This window comes from Paenibacillus sp. FSL H7-0357 (assembly GCF_000758525.1).
Taxonomy (GTDB): domain Bacteria; phylum Bacillota; class Bacilli; order Paenibacillales; family Paenibacillaceae; genus Paenibacillus_AQ.
Genome location: NZ_CP009241.1, coordinates 6,353,979 through 6,370,502, shown reverse-complemented (window position 1 = coordinate 6,370,502; position 16,524 = coordinate 6,353,979). Strand labels below are relative to the sequence as shown.

The 16,524-nt window shown below is 50.0% G+C and carries 17 protein-coding genes; 7 read left to right on the top strand and 10 right to left on the bottom strand.

Annotated features, from left to right (window positions below; translation table 11 throughout):
- Positions 1-14: 14 nt before the first annotated feature.
- A complete protein-coding gene (locus H70357_RS28140; protein WP_038596211.1) occupies positions 15-1,103 on the bottom strand; it encodes a M23 family metallopeptidase in 1,089 nt (362 codons plus the stop codon).
- A gap of 302 nt (positions 1,104-1,405) precedes the next feature.
- On the opposite strand from H70357_RS28140, the gene lipA reads away from it, so the two are divergent.
- Together lipA and H70357_RS34850 are read left to right on the top strand one after the other, a co-directional pair.
- Positions 1,406-2,308, top strand: coding sequence for a lipoyl synthase (gene lipA / locus H70357_RS28135; protein WP_038596209.1), 903 nt, complete (start codon positions 1,406-1,408; stop codon positions 2,306-2,308).
- A 195-nt stretch (positions 2,309-2,503) separates the two neighbouring features.
- Positions 2,504-3,283, top strand: coding sequence for a YutD family protein (locus tag H70357_RS34850; protein ID WP_231578329.1), 780 nt, complete (start codon positions 2,504-2,506; stop codon positions 3,281-3,283).
- A 114-nt stretch (positions 3,284-3,397) separates the two neighbouring features.
- On the opposite strand, the gene H70357_RS28125 is transcribed toward H70357_RS34850, so the two are convergent.
- The 4 genes from H70357_RS28125 to ylbJ form a co-directional block, all read right to left on the bottom strand.
- Positions 3,398-4,834 carry a S41 family peptidase gene (locus tag H70357_RS28125; RefSeq protein WP_052092296.1) on the bottom strand — a complete coding sequence of 479 codons (1,437 nt, stop codon included), beginning with the start codon at positions 4,832-4,834 and terminating at the stop codon, positions 3,398-3,400.
- 59 nt (positions 4,835-4,893) lie between these two features.
- Positions 4,894-6,075: a copper amine oxidase N-terminal domain-containing protein gene (locus H70357_RS28120; protein WP_038596206.1), complete on the bottom strand. Its 1,182-nt coding sequence runs from the start codon at positions 6,073-6,075 to the stop codon at positions 4,894-4,896.
- Positions 6,076-6,263: 188 nt separating this feature from the next.
- Complete coding sequence (locus H70357_RS28115) at positions 6,264-7,067, bottom strand: NAD kinase (RefSeq protein ID WP_038596204.1); 804 nt, start codon at positions 7,065-7,067, stop codon at positions 6,264-6,266.
- 125 nt (positions 7,068-7,192) lie between these two features.
- Positions 7,193-8,431: a sporulation integral membrane protein YlbJ gene (gene ylbJ, locus H70357_RS28110; protein WP_038596201.1), complete on the bottom strand. Its 1,239-nt coding sequence runs from the start codon at positions 8,429-8,431 to the stop codon at positions 7,193-7,195.
- A gap of 420 nt (positions 8,432-8,851) precedes the next feature.
- Between ylbJ and H70357_RS28105 the strand changes: the two genes are divergently transcribed.
- Both H70357_RS28105 and H70357_RS28100 read left to right on the top strand, forming a co-directional pair.
- Entirely contained in the window at positions 8,852-9,235 is a 384-nt protein-coding gene (locus H70357_RS28105) for a globin domain-containing protein (RefSeq protein ID WP_038596199.1), read from the top strand.
- 31 nt (positions 9,236-9,266) lie between these two features.
- Entirely contained in the window at positions 9,267-9,971 is a 705-nt protein-coding gene (locus tag H70357_RS28100) for a DUF2225 domain-containing protein (protein WP_038596197.1), read from the top strand.
- 103 nt (positions 9,972-10,074) lie between these two features.
- Here H70357_RS28100 and H70357_RS28095 read toward each other — a convergent pair whose 3' ends face one another.
- Together H70357_RS28095 and H70357_RS28090 are read right to left on the bottom strand one after the other, a co-directional pair.
- Complete coding sequence (locus tag H70357_RS28095; RefSeq protein ID WP_038596195.1) at positions 10,075-10,305, bottom strand: hypothetical protein; 231 nt, start codon at positions 10,303-10,305, stop codon at positions 10,075-10,077.
- Positions 10,302-10,493 carry a YycC family protein gene (locus H70357_RS28090; protein WP_038596193.1) on the bottom strand — a complete coding sequence of 64 codons (192 nt, stop codon included), beginning with the start codon at positions 10,491-10,493 and terminating at the stop codon, positions 10,302-10,304. Before H70357_RS28090 ends, H70357_RS28095 begins: the two co-directional genes overlap by 4 nt.
- Positions 10,494-10,702: 209 nt before the next feature.
- On the opposite strand from H70357_RS28090, the gene H70357_RS28085 reads away from it, so the two are divergent.
- Together H70357_RS28085 and H70357_RS28080 are read left to right on the top strand one after the other, a co-directional pair.
- Positions 10,703-12,493, top strand: coding sequence for a M3 family oligoendopeptidase (locus tag H70357_RS28085; RefSeq protein ID WP_038596191.1), 1,791 nt, complete (start codon positions 10,703-10,705; stop codon positions 12,491-12,493).
- Positions 12,494-12,908: 415 nt separating this feature from the next.
- Positions 12,909-13,316, top strand: coding sequence for a hypothetical protein (locus H70357_RS28080; RefSeq protein ID WP_038596189.1), 408 nt, complete (start codon positions 12,909-12,911; stop codon positions 13,314-13,316).
- Between the two features lie 123 nt (positions 13,317-13,439).
- On the opposite strand, the gene H70357_RS28075 is transcribed toward H70357_RS28080, so the two are convergent.
- Complete coding sequence (locus H70357_RS28075) at positions 13,440-13,673, bottom strand: alpha/beta-type small acid-soluble spore protein (protein WP_038596187.1); 234 nt, start codon at positions 13,671-13,673, stop codon at positions 13,440-13,442.
- A 107-nt stretch (positions 13,674-13,780) separates the two neighbouring features.
- Positions 13,781-14,749 carry an aldose 1-epimerase gene (locus H70357_RS28070; protein WP_038596185.1) on the bottom strand — a complete coding sequence of 323 codons (969 nt, stop codon included), beginning with the start codon at positions 14,747-14,749 and terminating at the stop codon, positions 13,781-13,783.
- A 433-nt stretch (positions 14,750-15,182) separates the two neighbouring features.
- Between H70357_RS28070 and trpS the strand changes: the two genes are divergently transcribed.
- Positions 15,183-16,172, top strand: a complete 990-nt coding sequence (gene trpS, locus H70357_RS28065; RefSeq protein ID WP_038596183.1) for a tryptophan--tRNA ligase — start codon at positions 15,183-15,185, stop codon at positions 16,170-16,172.
- On the opposite strand, the gene H70357_RS28060 is transcribed toward trpS, so the two are convergent.
- Complete coding sequence (locus tag H70357_RS28060; protein ID WP_038596181.1) at positions 16,169-16,357, bottom strand: hypothetical protein; 189 nt, start codon at positions 16,355-16,357, stop codon at positions 16,169-16,171. The two genes, trpS and H70357_RS28060, sit on opposite strands and share 4 nt — an antisense overlap.
- Positions 16,358-16,524 lie beyond the last annotated feature (167 nt).

The window sequence follows — 16,524 nt, the reverse complement described above, 5'->3', positions numbered from 1 at the left end:
GGCCGGGCTCAGGTTCATGATTTGTTTTTCTTATTTTTCCTAAGTGTCCGGTACTCCTGATTCTCCCATTGCTTGAGCAAAGGATAAGGATCGAAGGCCCACTCTGTAATTCCCCGGTCGCGGTAGATGCCGTAATGCAGATGGGGAGGGAATTTGCCCTGAGTTCCGGGTTTGCCATACCCCGAGCTGCCGACCCAGCCAAGAGTCTGCCCGGGTGTGACGATATCTCCGCGGGAGATGGATTTCTCATACCCGGCCAAATGGGCGTAATAATGATATCGGTTCTCGATATCGCGAATGCCTATTCTCCAGCCGCCAAAGCGGTTCCACCCCTTGGTCTCCACTACTCCAAAGCAGGTGCTGCGCACAGTCATTCCGTGCGGGGTGAACAGATCCGTTCCCTCGTGAATGCGCGCACCTCCCCAGCTTCTGCCGGTGCCCCAGGTACTGCGGTAAGCATACATCGTTCCGACAGGCAGCGGAAAAGCGCTGCCTGACAGGTCGAGCCGTCCGAAATGCTCATACAGCTTAGAGAACTGCGCCACCCGCTGGGCCGCGCGGCCATTATGATAATACTCCCAAATTGCAATGTTGAAGTCATTCGCAGAGTTTCCATAATTCAGAAGGTGGCGTGCCATGCTGTAGAGCACATCGGCATCATTTGCGGGATCGGCAAGATCGTCCCCGGACCCGTCCTGCCCGAAACCGCCGAAGAAGCTGATGGAATCAGGCGATTTATCGGCCTGATCCGGATTCAGCGGACCGGACCATACCGGTGCAGGAATGGCGATGCTGGTAAGACGGGAAGAAGCGGATACTTCCGTGCCTCCCTTTTTCTTAGCGATCGTCCGCTCATACTGGTCAATGGCAGCGAATCTGAACCAGGGAATGCCGGTAGCAGCACTCATTTGCTCATAAAGCTCCTTGCGTGCAGCCTCATCATTCACCTTGCTGCCGGCAGGAACGCCGCTGGATTTGACGGCCGGGAGGTTATGCCCCCGGGTGGCTGCAACAGCCGCTTCCCCGCCGCCCGACAGCAATAGGGCAGCCGACAAGCAGGATACGGTGATCACTTTTTTATAATTTCTGAATGGGGCCAGCATGATAATAACCTCCTAAGTTCCGCCGTGGAATTGTACAATACATCGGGCAGGTATTGACAGATGCACTTCTTTTTCTTTTAATTTGAAGCAAAAGGGATGTTTTTATCCGTACTTGTCTAAAGCTACCAAGTATGAACAAATACCCTGCAGAAAGAGCTGATGTCTATCTGAAGTACAGGGCAATCAAGTTTGCAAGTTGAATTTCACAAAAACAGGCAATTGCTAATGGCACATGATATAATATGAGGCAGCAACTTTTTAACCATGGAACTTATATTCAGGCGAAAGCGGGGTTCACCACTTTGACTAATAGAACAGCCAAACAACCCAAGCCGGACTGGATTAAAATCAAGTTAACAACCGGTGATAATTATCAGGATATTAAAGGCATGATGCGATCCAAAACTTTACATACCGTATGTGAGGAAGCACGTTGTCCCAATATTTATGAATGCTGGGCGAACCGTACGGCTACATTTATGATCCTGGGAGACATTTGTACACGGGCCTGCCGTTTCTGCGCCGTGAATACAGGTCTGCCCACGGAGCTGGACCTGCTGGAGCCGGAGCGTGTTGCTGAAGCTGCAGAAGGCATGAAGCTTAACCATTGTGTGGTGACAAGCGTGGCCCGCGATGACTTGAAGGATGGCGGTGCGGCGATTTTTGCCGAGACTGTTGCTGCTATTCGAAGACGTCTTCCGCTATGCAGTGTGGAAGTACTGATCCCGGATTTTCTCGGAGACCGGGACAGCCTGGAAATTGTAATGAACAGCCGCCCGGACATCCTAAACCATAATATAGAGACGGTAGAGCGGATGTCGGACCGTGTGCGGGCCAGAGCCAAGTACCGCCGCTCTCTGGAGCTGCTGCGCCGGGCGAAGGAGATCAAACCAGATATTCCTACCAAATCCAGCATCATGCTAGGCGTTGGAGAGGAATGGGACGAAATACTTCAGGCGATGGATGATCTGCGGGCGGCAGATTGTGATATATTGACATTAGGGCAATACCTGCAGCCTTCCCCTAAGCATTTAAATGTGGAGAAATATTATCCGCCGGAGCAATTTGCTTTGCTGAAGGAAGAAGGACTGAAACGGGGCTTCAGTCATGTGGAAGCGGGTCCGCTCGTCCGCAGCTCTTATCGTGCGCATGAGCAGGTCAAGTCCGCTGCAAAAGCCCGTGAGGAGCGTTCAGTTTCACAGTAATAATTAAAATTTAGGGAAACAAAATTGCCTTCGTGACGGAGTCACAGGGTTTATCTTTAGTCTTTAGTCTTTAAGGTTTTAGGTTTTAGAGGGAAAAGGGCCGATTGTGAGCCGTAGGCGATCAGAGGCCCTTGGGTTAATGTTGTAGGTCCACCCCATCACGCGTTGATGGAGCCGTGGAGCTGAATTTCGAAATTGGAGGAGCGCCAGCGTTCGCCTTTGTTGTCCGATTTCAACCGCATGGCGGTTAAGATGAAGAAATCGGACAACTACAGCGGCCGGAAATTCGAAATTCCGCGGAACGGCGGCTTATCAACGCCCCCGCTCCCATTATGCAAAAGAAAGGCAGGCGACACACGCTTGATCGTTATAGGTGGAAAAGGCTACGAGCTCATGTTGGATCATAAGGACGGCTGGAATCCGGAGGCGTTTCGCGGGAGATACAGCGAGGTGCTGGACCGTTACGATTATATTATCGGTGACTGGGGATACAGCCAATTACGTCTGAAAGGCTTTTACCGGGACAACCATCCGAAGGTGAACCGGGATACAGCTATTTCAGGTATGGTGGATTACATTAATGAATACTGCAATTTCGGCTGTGCCTATTTTGTTCTGCATAAATTGAAAGAGCAGCCGAAGGAAGGCACATTCAAGGATATCTTGATTAAAGAAATACCGGAGCCGGCGCTGGAGGAAGACCTTGAACAAGAGCCGGCTGAACCGGATGCTGTAATTAAAGAGCAGCGGGAATCGAAATCTTCTTACTCTAACCCGGCCCGGGACAAGGGTACTGGCGGAAACGGCAGGGATCATTCGTCTAAGGATAGACCTGTGCGGGAACATCAAAGCCGGAACCACCGGAATAAAGACAAAAAAGGCAATAAAGATTTTCAGGGCAGACAGCAGCAGAACCAGCAAAGCCCGCAGAACCCGCAGAATCCACAGAACCCGCCCCAGAATTCTTCAAACTAAGCAAAGGCGGCAACTGTCGTCTGTTCTGGGATTGGTATAAAACAAGAATGCCCCGCAGCCATACATACATGGCTGGCGGGGCATTCTTTTGTTTCTGCTGTGCGATATAATCCGCTATTTAACGGATAATTTCAACTGTTTGAGTGCGGCGTCGTAGCTCCAGGTTAGCGCAGGGAATTTCTTCTTGAATGCATTGAGTTCAATGTAGGTCTCATCATTCTGGGAAAGGGCTTCTTTGGAGGCTAAGGCGAAGCTGGAGATGCTGCCGGCTCCGTTCGTGACGAGCACTTTCTTGTTCTTGGCATCCCAAGTAACATCGCTCTCGACAAGGGTGGCCAGCACGCGTGCCGAAGCATAAACCTTGTCTCCTTGCTTCAAGAGACCGACATTTCCGGCAAAAGGACTTCCATTGATGTTCAGAATATGGTTATCTCCGGACGCAGTAATGTTGGTCATTCCGGCAATTTGCAGGGCGGTAATCAGCTGCGCGGTTTTGCTTTGGACTTCAATATCCGGCTTCAGGCCGATCTGGTTAAAGTCCTCCTTGTTCGGGGTCAGGTACTTTAAAGTCGTGAGCTTTAGTTCTCCGCCGTTGGATACGGGCACAAGGTTTTGAATTCTGGCTTTGCCGTATGTGCGGGTACCGACGATAGTCGCGATCTTATTATCGCGCAGAGCGCCGGTCAAGGCTTCGGAGGCACTGGCGGAGTTTTCATTCGTCAGGACGACGACAGGCACGCCGATTTTACTGCCACCCTTTATAATTTCCGGAGTCAGAGCGCCACTTTGGTCGGAGGTGTACATCATAATGCCCGACTCCATAAACTTGGCGGTAATGTTCTTGGCAACATCAATATAGCCGCCTCCGTTATTGCGCAGATCCAACACGAGCGATTTCATCCCAGCTGCCCGCATCTTATCCAGCATAGCGGAGAATTCCTTGTCGGCATTTTGCGTGAAGCCGCTTAATGCGATGTAGGCGATTTTCTGGCCGACAATTTTGCCGGTGACAGAGGTTGTTACCATACTTTTCAGGGTTACGTTAACGGATTTGGCCGCTCCGCTTCGGTTGACTGTTAGGGTCAGCTTGCTGCCCGGCGCTGCGCTAAAGGGATCGGCCTCAAGATCATCGATGGCCGTACCGTTGATCTTCAGAAGAACGTCACCACGTTTCAGACCCGCTTGTTCGGCGGGAGAACGGGGGGTGATTTCTTCAATGTACACTTCATTCCCATTTCTCGCCAGCGAAAAACCGATACCGACATATTCAAGCTCAAGCTGATGTTGAAATTCAGCGGCTTCGTCACTGTCGAGGTACATGCTGTAAGGATCATTGAGCGTATAGATCATTCCGTCAATTGCACCACGGATCAGGGTATCCTTGTCTACCCCTTCCACGTTGTAGGATTCAATATAGTCCATAATTTCGTTAATAATTTCCGTGTTTGAATCGGTCTGTGCGCTCTCTGCCGCTGAAGCAGCAGGTGCTAAGAGGAGGGAGAACGCAAGACAGCCGCTAAGAACGGCCGACATGATTTTACCGGATTTCATAAGTGCATACGCCCTTTTTTATTATATTTGATGATGCATTACAGCTGTCTGTCTTAAGATTATGATTGATCACCATCAAAGCTAAGGTTATAGGTTTCGTCAACCGTCCACGCACCTTCTTCTGACTTCACAAAGAGGAAGATGAGTGACTGCTTGTAGCTCTCCCCGCTATCGGCATCCTTAATGGTGGTTTCCGCATACACAGCGGCTTCTTCGTTAGAATAATAGAAGATATTCGAGTTATCCAGTGTATAGCGGTGATCATAGGTATCAAAATAGTCCTGCATATCCGACTTTGTTGCCGCATCGTACTCCTCCCCGTATGAGGTCATCAGGGCGGAGATAGCATCCGTATTCTCAGCGCTCATATATTGATAATACTTGCTGAGTTTATCTTTGATGGTTGTTGCTGTAGCTTGCGGCAGCACTGCTGCTGTCATTCCCTGTTCACGGGTCAGGAGCACCGTTCTGTCTTGCACCTCCATCGAGGCGATCTTCCATTTCCCGTCCTTACGGACGAGCTCATACAAATATTCAATGTTCTCGTCAGGAATATAAACGCCGCCGGTTCGAACAGCTTTCTCAACCGTGACGGCAGTCGCTTCATTTCCCTGGATTTGCAGCACCTTGAGGCTTTCTATTGTATTCTTGACATCATACAGCTCAAAGGATGAATCCATATCGGCTACCATTCCCGTAACGTCCTCACCTGCATCCACAAGCGAATAAAAGCGACTGGCTTGTTCAGTATTATAATATTGATTGGCCAAATGAATTAAGGCCGTAATATCCTTCTCGTCGGTGACAGTGGACACAGCGGCTTTGATCTTGACGCTTCTGCTGCCAGAGTCCCAGACGGCTGTGCCGCCGGTAGCTTCAGCAATGAAACGCAAAGGAATATAAGTAGTGCCGCCGATGGAGAGGGGCGCTGTACTCATTTTTTTGACGGTTCCGTTCAGGGTAGCCCGGTTGCTGCCGATTTTGAGGCTGAGCTTAAGCGAGGAGCTGGTGCCGTTGATGGTTCCCGTCTGGGCATTATAGAGCACCTGAAGTCCAAGCTTTTCGAAGATGACACGGAAAGGAACGAGTACAGTATTATTCTTAAGGTAAGGAGTACCCGCAGTGAATGAAACATTGCTGCCGTTAATATAGACCTTAATCGGTTGTTCTGCAGCAAAAGCGGGGACTGCCAGCACAAGTGCCAACAGGCTGGTGCCTAATAAAGATATTAATTTTTTCAACGGTTATTCTCTCCTTTAAAATAAACATAACTATGTAAAATAGGTTCATTATACCAATGGAAATTCTCCCTGTCTATCAACTTGTGTTAGCTGTAATAGAGGAGTTTGTTAAACGCCCCCAAGCATAAAAGAGCCGGGAATGTCGTTGCATTCCCGGCTTTCCCACCTCTGAAGTTAGGACCAGCTCCCTAGACCAGAAAGGCTTCACGGACACGGTTCCAGAAAGGAAACGGGCGGTATCTGGCAAAGCTGATTTTTTTGTCGGATACCTGGCAACGGACGGAGACCAGGTCATCCACTGGAATATTGTTATGGTCAATCGTCAGCAGCAGGCGCTGGTCTTTGCGGGAAAAGATGTCGCAGTGATGATGCTTGGGCAGCAGCAACGGCGAACCCATCGTACGGAACACACGATTGTTGATCGATGCAATTTCGGCAATTTGCAGCGCTTCAATCGACGGATGTACCATAGCACCTCCAAGACTTTTGTTGTAGGCGGTGCTGCCTGATGGCGTGGAGAGGCATAAGCCATCGCCGCGGAACATCTCGAAGGTAACGTCATTAATGTCAACCTGGATGACCACCGTTCCGTCAACACCTTTAAGGGTGAACTCATTCAGGGCAATATGCGAGGTGGAACCTGATTTTTTATGAATTTCCAGTTCTAGCAGCGGATACTGCACGATACGCGGTTTATGTGGCATGGAGTCACCCACTCCGCACATATAGTCGATCAGTGTCGGAAGCTCTTCCGCTTGCCAATCCGCATAGAAGCCCAAATGTCCGGTATGCACACCTACAAAAGCCAAATTGGGAATCTGATCGATAAAAGTATGAAAAGCGTGCAGCATAGTTCCGTCACCGCCAATGGAAATGACGATTTCAGGAGATTCGGCATCCAGCTCCAGGTTCCGCTCCGCCGCCAGCTTGTGAAATTGCTCCGCAAGTTTAATGGACAATTCGTCTCCGCGGTCCAGAACATAATATCTCAAGATGTACAGGCTCCTTTGTATGATTCAGTCATACACCGATCATAATCAATCTTGACCCGGAACACAATATTAGAGCGATGAAAAGACTGTCCTTCTTGCGTATATTGTTCAGTATCCTTTCAGGATTAATGCCGCCGCCATGTGCGCGCTGCTATGCCGGATAGCATTATAAGCAGCGACAGCAGCAAAGCCCCACCCAGCAGCAGGCCAAGCAGGCTTAGACTGGAGACGAAAGCAGAGGCGGGAGCAGCAAGCCCGGAAGCGGCAGGCAGTGAATTCCAATGCTCTGACAACCCGGAGCTTATGACGGGCTTCCAGAGCAGCAGCAGCAAGCCCGCTGACAGAAAGGCGTGAACCAGTCTGGCAAGCATGAAGGGGAGATAACGCAGTCCTGTGCCATTCAGGATGCTTGCGACCTGGGCATGTACGGATAATCCGCCCCAGGAGAGAATAAAAGCAGCTGCAGCTGCTTTGAAATGCAGCGGAATTGAAGCCGTCGCCTCACCGGCTGAACGGGCGCCCAGGGTAACCTCGAACAGGCCGCTGACCAGAGCCGCCGACAATTCAGGCGGGAACCCTGCCAGAGAGAGAATACGGTCTGTCAGTCCGAACAGTGTCGACATGATTCCGGCGCGGGCCAGCAGCTCCATCAGCACGGTGAAGAATACAACCAGCCCTCCTACGACAATAATAAGCAGCAGTGAGGATTGCACAGCACCCATAAGCAGCTCGCCGAAGCTCCGCCCGTCCCTGCGCCGGGCTTCGGCCATGGAGCTCAGTGCCATGCGCAGCCGCCTGGAGTTTTGTCCACTAGGGGGAGTCTGATTTTTAGCGGACAATGTATGTTCTTTCCGTCCATGGAAGGACATCAGCAGGCCTACGATCAAGCCCCCTCCGTAATGGGCAAGCGCCAGGACTAGTCCTAAAGAAGCATCATGAAAAAAACCGACCGATACGGCACCCAGCAGAAAAATAGGATCGGAGGAGGTGGTGAACGCAACGAGGCGCTCCCCTTCCACCCGGTTGACCAGGCCCTGTTCCCGCAGCTTTGCGGTTAATTTGGCACCAACTGGATATCCTGATACATATCCCATGGCCGCCACAAATCCGCCGCTGCCGGGAATATTGAACATCGGACGCATCAAAGGGTCCAGCAGCGCACCGAAGAGATGAACTATGCCGAGGCCGAGCATGATTTCGGAAATGACAAAGAACGGAAACAAAGAGGGGAACAGCACGTCCCACCAGATGGCCAGCCCGCGCAACGCTGCAGCCAGAGCGCTTGCCGGATGAGCCAGCATCAGCAGGATGCAGCCGGCAAAGATGAGACCTAGCAGGGGGCCGGAAATCTTCTTCAAGAGCATAGTCAACGCCTCCAAGTTCTATGGTTAGATGTATGCCAAAAGGAGGACAAACAGCACAAAAAAATGCGGAAAGCGGTTACAAGACGCGATGCATTTTTGCTTGAATTATGATATTATTAAATTAATCAATGCACACCTTTTAGAGTAATAATTAGGGATGGAGTGATGGTGATGAGCGTAGTTGCCGGAGTTCTCGTTTGTGCTTTTGTATATGTTATCCGGATCTCTCTCGTCCCTCCTGGTGATGAGGAATTTCGGACCTATTAAATATGATGTGACGCTAAACACCGGGTTTAGCGTCTTTTTTTTGCGTTCTACAGGATGACATAAGCCTAAAGTCATTGTTTAACGGTGCAATGCTTTTTTTGGTATAATAAAACAGACGCTTCAATTAAAATGAAAGAAAGCTGGTAACCTCCAATGAATCCAAATGACAGCTTATTCGACAATCTGGGGGGCGCAGAGGGGCTTCACCGTCTGGTTGAAGTATTCTATGCAAAGGTGCAGCTTCATCCGCAGCTGAGCCCGTTATTCCCTGCTGATATTACTCCTGTCCTGGAGAAGCAATATCAATTCCTCAGTCAGTTTTTCGGCGGACCGGCGCTATATTCCGAGCTCCATGGCCATCCGATGATGAGAGCAAGGCATATGCATATTCCTATCACGCCGGCACATGCCGAGCAGTGGCTTAGGTGTATGAAGGAAGCACTGGAGGATACCGGTGTTCAGGAACCGCTGCGTTCATTTGTGCTCAGCCGGCTTGCAGGACCTGCACACCATTTTGTTAACATGCCCCAGGAGTAAGGAGCAGTTGATCGCGAAAGGATGAGGGCATTTGCCAGAATTAATACCTTTGTACTCGATTAAAGTTATATGCTGCAACTGTGAAGAGGAATTCTCAACCTCACGGGTACGTCCGAGCCTCAAAAGAGCAATACGCCGGGATGCGGATTTCTGCTCCTATTACAAGGAGGAAAATCCGGATTATTATGTTGTGCGTGTCTGTCCGAAATGCGGCTTTGCCTCTACAGAGAACTCTGCCGACAAGCTGGTCGACTGGCAGCGCAAAGCTTTTAATGAGCAGGTGGGGACCCGCTGGAAGACCCGGGATTTCGGGGAGAAGCGCAGCTGGGAGCTCGCACTTGAATCGTACAAGCTTGCATTGATTTGCGCTCAAAGCATCAAGGATAAAGACCGGATTATCGCTAGCCTCCTGCATCATATTGCCTGGATGTACCGCTACCAGGGGGATTCTGCGCAGGAGCAGCGCTTTTTGCGTTATTCGCTGGATGAATATGTAAAGGTGTTTGAGAATGACGGGATGGGTGGAAATGACGCCCGGCTGATGTATCTGATCGGCGAGCTGAACCGCCGTATTGGGGAGTTCCACAGTGCGGTGAAATGGTTCTCACGTCTGATCAACGACCAGAGAATCACCGATGCCGCGATGATCCGGGCTGCGCGCGAGCAGTGGGCCCTGCTGCGCGAACAAATGCGTGGAGAAGATATTGACCCGGACACATTGTCTGCAGGAATCTGATGCTTTTGCGCAGCTCCATGAACGGCAAAAAGCGCAAAAGCGACAAACTCGCTTTTGCGCTATGCAGGTGTGCCTGATTGTGGGAATTGGAGACCATAGGCGGTCAGCGGACCGCACGGTCAAACAGCAGATAGTCCCCATCGTTGTCGATGACTGTCGGGCTAGTGCTGCAGCATGGAAAGACAAGCAGTTTCTTTTTGCCGTCGCGCACGATTTGCAGTTCCTTAGGTTTCATGGGGAGAAGCACGTTCTCCGAGTTGCAGAACGGGCAGTACTGCACGTACAGATCTCCAAGAATAATGTCATAAGGCCAGGTATGGCTGAAAGGGATCATTGCTCTTCCTTCTCAGCTGGCGGCGTCTCTGCAGCTTTACCATCGGTCTCAGCGCTTTGCTGCTTCGATAATTCAGCGATCTTTTGCAGCAGGATATGTTGAGGCATATGCATCAAGTGTTCCAGGGGAACGCCGAGCTGTTTGGATAAAGTGATAGCCGTTTCCGGTGAAATTTGCAGTGGCTTCATGTTGATGCCCTCCTAAAAGTTTAATGAGCATAGCTGCTTAGAGTCATTTCGTACAAAGCTGCCTCAGAAGCATATGGCGGTACCCATTAGAATAAATATGATTATTTGGCCTCGAAAGCAGAGGCTTGGGGTTATCGTAATTCACTTTACCATGGCTTCAAGCCAAATACAAAGAAAACCAATTCAGAGCAAAGGAATGGTGGGAAGACATGAAACAACCATTATCACTGACATGGGAGCTGGAGTCTATTTTTCCGGGCGGTTCATCCTCTCCCCAGTTTGAAGAATTCTTGAAGCAGCTTGAAGCGGATATTGAGACCTTGCGGCAGCAGGTTGCCGCTTCCGTCTCCCCGGCTGATTCCGAATCCACCAAATCCCTGGATTCTGTGATCGAATTGCTGCAGAGCTGCTCCGGACGTCTGATCCAGGCGTCGGAATTTGCCGGCTGCCTGGGTGCCCAGAATCAGCAGGACAAGGGTGCTGTCCGGTTATCCTCCAAAGTGACCGGTTTGCGCGCCGGCTTCGAAGGCATCAGTTCGCAATTTGACAATGTGCTGCGTCAAACGTCGGATGCGGTATGGACGGAGTGGATGGCCCGGCCGGAAATTGCTCCGCTTGCTTTCGTACTAAGCGAAAGCCGTGACTTAGCCCGCGAGAAGATGAGCCCGGAGCTGGAAAGTCTGGCGCTTGAGCTCGCCGTTGACGGATATCATGGCTGGAGCGAGCATTACGAAACGATTGTCGGCTCCATTCAAATCCCGTATGAGGATGAGGAAGGAACCAAACAGTTGTCTGCCGGACAGGCCTTCAATAAGCTGGATGATGAAGATCCGAAAGTACGGAAGGCCATGTTCCGCAAATGGGAGGAAGCCTGGGGCGGAGCCGCGGATTATTGCGCGGATACCCTAAATCATCTGGCAGGATTCCGGCTGAAGTTGTACAAAGGCCGGGGCTGGGAGGATGTGCTGAAGGAGCCGCTTGACATCAACCGCATGTCGCACACAACATTGGACGTGATGTGGGACGTCATTACCAAGAGCAAACCGGCGCTTGTCTCCTACCTCCAGCGCAAAGCCAAACTGCTGGGTATGGACGCACTCGCCTGGGTGGATGTAGAAGCGCCTGTCGGTAAATCCTCCGGCAAAATCCCTTATGATCAGGCAGCAAAAGACATTGTTACGCAATTCCGCAAATTTAGTCCGAAGCTGGCGGATTTCGCTGAGCATGCCTTCGACAATAACTGGATCGAGGTCGAAGATCGTCCGGCCAAACGTCCCGGCGGATTCTGCGTCTCCTTCCCGGAGAGCAAGGAATCCCGCATATTTATGACATACAGCGGCACGCCTTCCAATGTGTCGACATTGGCGCATGAGCTTGGACACGCCTACCACTCTTTCCTGCTGGATGACCAGCCGCTGTTCAACCAGAATTACGCGATGAATGTAGCAGAGACCGCCTCTACCTTCGCAGAAGTCATTGTATCCGATGCACAGGTGAAGGCAGCTGCTGATCCGGAGGAGAAGCTGGCGCTGCTTGAGGCGAAAATTCAGAATAGCGTTGCCTTTTTTATGAACATCCACGCCCGCTTCTTGTTCGAAACCCGCTTTTACGAAAAACGCAAGGAAGGTCTTGTGAACGCGGAAGAGTTGTCGGCACTGATGGAGGAAGCTCAGAAGGAAGCCTTCTGCGGTGTGTTGTCAGAGTATCACCCGCATTTCTGGGCCTCTAAGCTGCATTTCTACATTACAGATGTGCCGTTCTACAATTTCCCTTACACCGTAGGATATATGTTCAGCACGGGATTGTACCGGCTTGCGCTGGAGCAAGGGGCTTCATTCGCTGACAAATATGATAATTTGCTGCGGGATACAGGGGTAATGACACTGGAGGATCTGGTCTCCAAACATCTTGGAGTAGACCTTGCAGAGCCGGATTTCTGGCAGGGAGCCGTAGATCTGATTGTAGCGGATATCAACGAATTTCTTGCAATGACAAACTAATCGACCGAGAATATGACAGAACTAAGACGAGAATTTTTTGTCGAATGGAAATCGATTCGCTCAGAATTGGTGTGAATACGCAAAAGCCCCTTTATCGGGGCTTTTTTTTGCGCTGTACAGTGTCGAAAGCGATCGGTTTATAGTGGAATTTATTGGATTTTTAATAAATATTGCGCACATATAGGGATTTTAACCCAATTATGTTGAATAATGTTGTACCTTGTAAAGTACTGCCCTATAATGAGCCTAAAGCCTTATATAAGGCCTGCTAGGAAAGAAATACGAAGGCAGTTTGTACGAAGAATATTCAAGAAGCAGTGCTCTCACAAAACGAAGCGGAAGCTTACGAAGCAAGTTTTGTACGAAGAATAGAACTTCAAGAAGCAATGCTCACTAAACTTTTAGGAGGTACAATATGCTCAGGACAGAAGAGCTATCGCTGGCAAGACAGATGGATTTGGTATTCAAGGAACTGCAAGAGGAATTGTCTGGACTGTCTTCCGGCACGGTTTTTGTGCAAATCAGAAATAATGTCATCGGTAAGTTTGGGATCCGCCATAATCCGCTGTCTGGACGAAGTGGTGTATTTAAGGAAGAGCAGGAGGGGCTGAACTCAGGCCAGTTATCCTCCTTCCGGCTTATGGCGCTGGAGAGTCTGAAATACAAACGGCGCTGGACGCATGGTGAGATCAGCTATGAGTTCGCCGTCCGCCAGGGAATGGTGGTTGTAGATGCGATCCTGGAGTCCAATTACAATATGGCCAACCTGATGATCCGCTATCCCCGTAATTCTGCTGATAATTCAGATCAAAATTACGGCTGAAATTATACATAGCTACACAAGCTAAAAGCCCGCCTGCGCTTCGACGAGAAGCGCAGGCGGGCTGAGAAGCTACTCCGTTTCAGGCGTTAGCCCTACCGGATAAATCACTTAATAATAAGGCGACTACGAACGACCGGACAGTTGTTGCTCTGCCAGTTGTACCAGACGTTTGGTGATGTATCCTCCCAAAGAACCGGTTTCGCGGGAAGTGTAGTTACCATAATAACCGTCTTGTGGAATCGTTACTCCAAGCTCTTGTGCTGCTTCATATTTCAACTGCTGCAGCGCTGCATTCGCTTGAGGCACGACCAGGTTATTACTACGGCTGCTACGACCTTGTTGACCTGCTTGACCCATGTGTGTCACCTCCTTCGCCCGTTGTGAAGATAGTATGAGCGCGAGGAGATGAATTCATGCACGATTTCGAAAGAATTTAAGGATGGTAATTATATGAAATTAAGAAGTTAAGGATAGAGTATTTCGAGCATGCTGGAAAGCGCAAGTGTCTGGCCGGGCTGCAAGGTAATGAGTCCTGTAAAGGAAGGGTTCTTTGGAATATTCGGAGCATCCGGCAGCCATGTGTAGGGTTCGATGCACAGAAACTGCTCTGCAGGCCCTTTCGTATATACCACCCAATGACGGAAGTAATCTTTGTCTGCAGTATAGCGAAGCCCATATCCGTCATCGCGGAGCAGCAAGGCTTCTGCGGGCTGCTCTTTTCCGATCCTTAGCACAGTATCCAAATTAGTACCTTGAAGATTCATACCTTGGTTCAAGGATTCCAAATCACCAAGTGGCAGCAGGCTGCCGCTGGGCAGGAGCTCGTTGTTCAGTTCATAAATGCTTTCTACGGGTAAATTCAGTTTCCAGCGGCCGGGTTCACTGTCAATCATGAACCATGTGTGATAGCCAATCCCGAATGGAATGACTGTGTCTCCTAAGTGAGTGACCTTGAGCGTTTGCTGAACGCGGGCATCCTGAAGCCGGAACGTCATTTCGAATCTCAGAGGAACAGGAAATTGCCTCATCCAGTTAGCGTCGTCGCCGGTATTGAATTCCGTCGTCACCGCACAGCCTTCTTCGTCCTCTTCAATATCGCTGACACACCAGCTCTGCGTCCGGTGCAGTCCATGAATATGATTGTCCCCGGCCGTATTCTGATCAAACTGGTAGCTTGTGCCCTCAAATTGAAATTGACCCTTGCGGATTCGTCCGGGTGGAACTAAGAGCGGAATACCGAAATGGTAAGGCTTCTGCAGATAAAAAGATATGTCGCTTTCATCAGGCCGGCGCAGGATTTCCCGATTCTCCTTACGGTCCCACAAGGAGATAATGTTGTTTCCCAGTCGCGGCAAAAGCGTGAGTTCAAGTTCGCAGCTATGCAAAATATAGGTATCATAGCCGCCCCACTGCCCTTTGGTCACCTGTTTCATGAGAGATATGCTCCTTTAACTTAATCTGAAAGAATGCGAATAACCTTATCATAACAGATTTATGTTTTTGTGGTTAACGGATTTGACATCTTCTCAGTATCGCTCTATGATGAATGCATTAATGAACGATGACAATGCGATGACAGGGACAAGTAGGCGGGAACTGCACCTTCAGAAAGCCGGTGGCTGATGTGAACCGGCGGGACACTTCCGTATGAATGGACCCTTGAGCGCCGCGCTTGAACGGGCTGGAGAGCCTCAGTAGACCGGCCGGCACTTCCCCGTTACCGGAAGCAAAGGCTGTTTGCTGATGTCCTCTATGGAACCCTCGAGCAGCGAATAAGGGTGGTACCACGGTCTCACGTCCCTTGCGGATGTGGGGCCTTTTTGTGTTCTTCGAAAGTGGAAATTACATTTTATGGAGGGAAATTCGATGGCTAAAAAAGTATTGTCGGGCATTCAGCCCAGTGGTTCACTGACACTCGGGAACTATATCGGAGCGATCAAAAATTTCGTAAAACTGCAAAAAGAATATGAATGCTTTTTCATGGTAGTGGATCTTCATGCCATTACTGTTACTCAGGATCCTGCCGCACTGCGGGAAAATTCAGAATCGGTAGCGGCACTTTATCTTGCTGCAGGCATTGATCCGGCAATCTCAAATGTCTATATGCAGTCCCATGTACCACAGCATGCCGAGCTGGGCTGGATCATGACTACGCTGACTGCAATGGGTGAGCTGGAGCGGATGACCCAGTTCAAGGATAAGTCTTCCGGGAAGGATTCTGTAGGCTCAGGCCTGTTCGTCTATCCATCGCTGATGGCTGCCGATATCCTCATTTACAATGCCGACCTCGTACCTGTTGGTGAGGATCAGAAGCAGCATTTGGAATTGACGAGAGATCTGGCCGGACGTTTCAATCACCGGTTTGGGGAATTCTTCACGGTTCCGGAGCCGTATATTCCTGAAGTGGGCGCACGCATTATGTCGCTGGACGACGCCAGCAAAAAAATGAGCAAAAGCAATCCAAACGCGGGCAGCTATATCGCACTGCTTGATCCGCCGGATGTGATCCGCAAAAAAATCAGCCGTGCTACGACGGACTCCGGCCGTGAAGTGGTGTATGATCCCGCAAACAAGCCTGAAATCAGCAATCTGATGAGCATTTATGCCGAGTGCTCGGGAATGAGCCTGCAGCAGATTGCCGACCGTTATGAAGGCCAAATGTATGGAGGGTTCAAAAAGGATCTTGGTGAAGTGCTGGTGGCTGCGCTAGAGCCGCTTCAGCAGAAATATTATGAAATCCGCAGCTCCGGCACGCTTGGTGATATTCTTGCCGAAGGTGCGGAACGCGCCCGCATCGTGGCGGCGCAGAACCTTGCCGCCGTTAAGGAACGGATGGGCTTCCTCCCGTTACGTTAAGAGGCCTGCCTTGCCTCCGCTTTGCGTCTCAGTCTGGCTTTGAGAATAAACCCCCAGCCGATGTTCAGGACACAGAGAACGCCAAGCAGGAGCGCAAGCCAGATATTAAAGCTGATGGAGATAGAAGCAGCTGTTAGCATTAGAATCGAAGAACATGCGAACCAAAGCGACAGACCTTTACCCATAATTGCCAGCCTTCCTTTCTAATAATAGTAAGTGAATGATCCCGCAGCGCTTATGTGCTGCGGAGTTTTTTTGTAATATAAGGAACTATATAATATGCAGTAATAAATGATGCTTAATAAACATCTAAAATTCATTGAAAACGCTTTATGGTGATTGTGCCTTATGT

What these genes read in the sequence shown, in the direction of transcription:
- H70357_RS28075 (WP_038596187.1), bottom strand. Translation starts at nt 13,673, where the DNA reads ATGGGTCAAGCAGGTCAACAAGGTCGTAGCAGCCGTAGTAATAACCTG.
- H70357_RS28095 (WP_038596195.1), bottom strand. Translation starts at nt 10,305, where the DNA reads ATGATCCCTTTCAGCCATACCTGGCCTTATGACATTATTCTTGGAGAT.
- H70357_RS28140 (WP_038596211.1), bottom strand. Translation starts at nt 1,103, where the DNA reads ATGCTGGCCCCATTCAGAAATTATAAAAAAGTGATCACCGTATCCTGC.
- H70357_RS28085 (WP_038596191.1), top strand. Translation starts at nt 10,703, where the DNA reads ATGAAACAACCATTATCACTGACATGGGAGCTGGAGTCTATTTTTCCG.
- H70357_RS28080 (WP_038596189.1), top strand. Translation starts at nt 12,909, where the DNA reads ATGCTCAGGACAGAAGAGCTATCGCTGGCAAGACAGATGGATTTGGTA.
- trpS (WP_038596183.1), top strand. Translation starts at nt 15,183, where the DNA reads ATGGCTAAAAAAGTATTGTCGGGCATTCAGCCCAGTGGTTCACTGACA.
- H70357_RS28125 (WP_052092296.1), bottom strand. Translation starts at nt 4,834, where the DNA reads ATGAAATCCGGTAAAATCATGTCGGCCGTTCTTAGCGGCTGTCTTGCG.
- H70357_RS28060 (WP_038596181.1), bottom strand. Translation starts at nt 16,357, where the DNA reads ATGGGTAAAGGTCTGTCGCTTTGGTTCGCATGTTCTTCGATTCTAATG.
- ylbJ (WP_038596201.1), bottom strand. Translation starts at nt 8,431, where the DNA reads ATGCTCTTGAAGAAGATTTCCGGCCCCCTGCTAGGTCTCATCTTTGCC.
- H70357_RS28090 (WP_038596193.1), bottom strand. Translation starts at nt 10,493, where the DNA reads ATGAAGCCACTGCAAATTTCACCGGAAACGGCTATCACTTTATCCAAA.
- H70357_RS28105 (WP_038596199.1), top strand. Translation starts at nt 8,852, where the DNA reads ATGAATCCAAATGACAGCTTATTCGACAATCTGGGGGGCGCAGAGGGG.
- H70357_RS28070 (WP_038596185.1), bottom strand. Translation starts at nt 14,749, where the DNA reads ATGAAACAGGTGACCAAAGGGCAGTGGGGCGGCTATGATACCTATATT.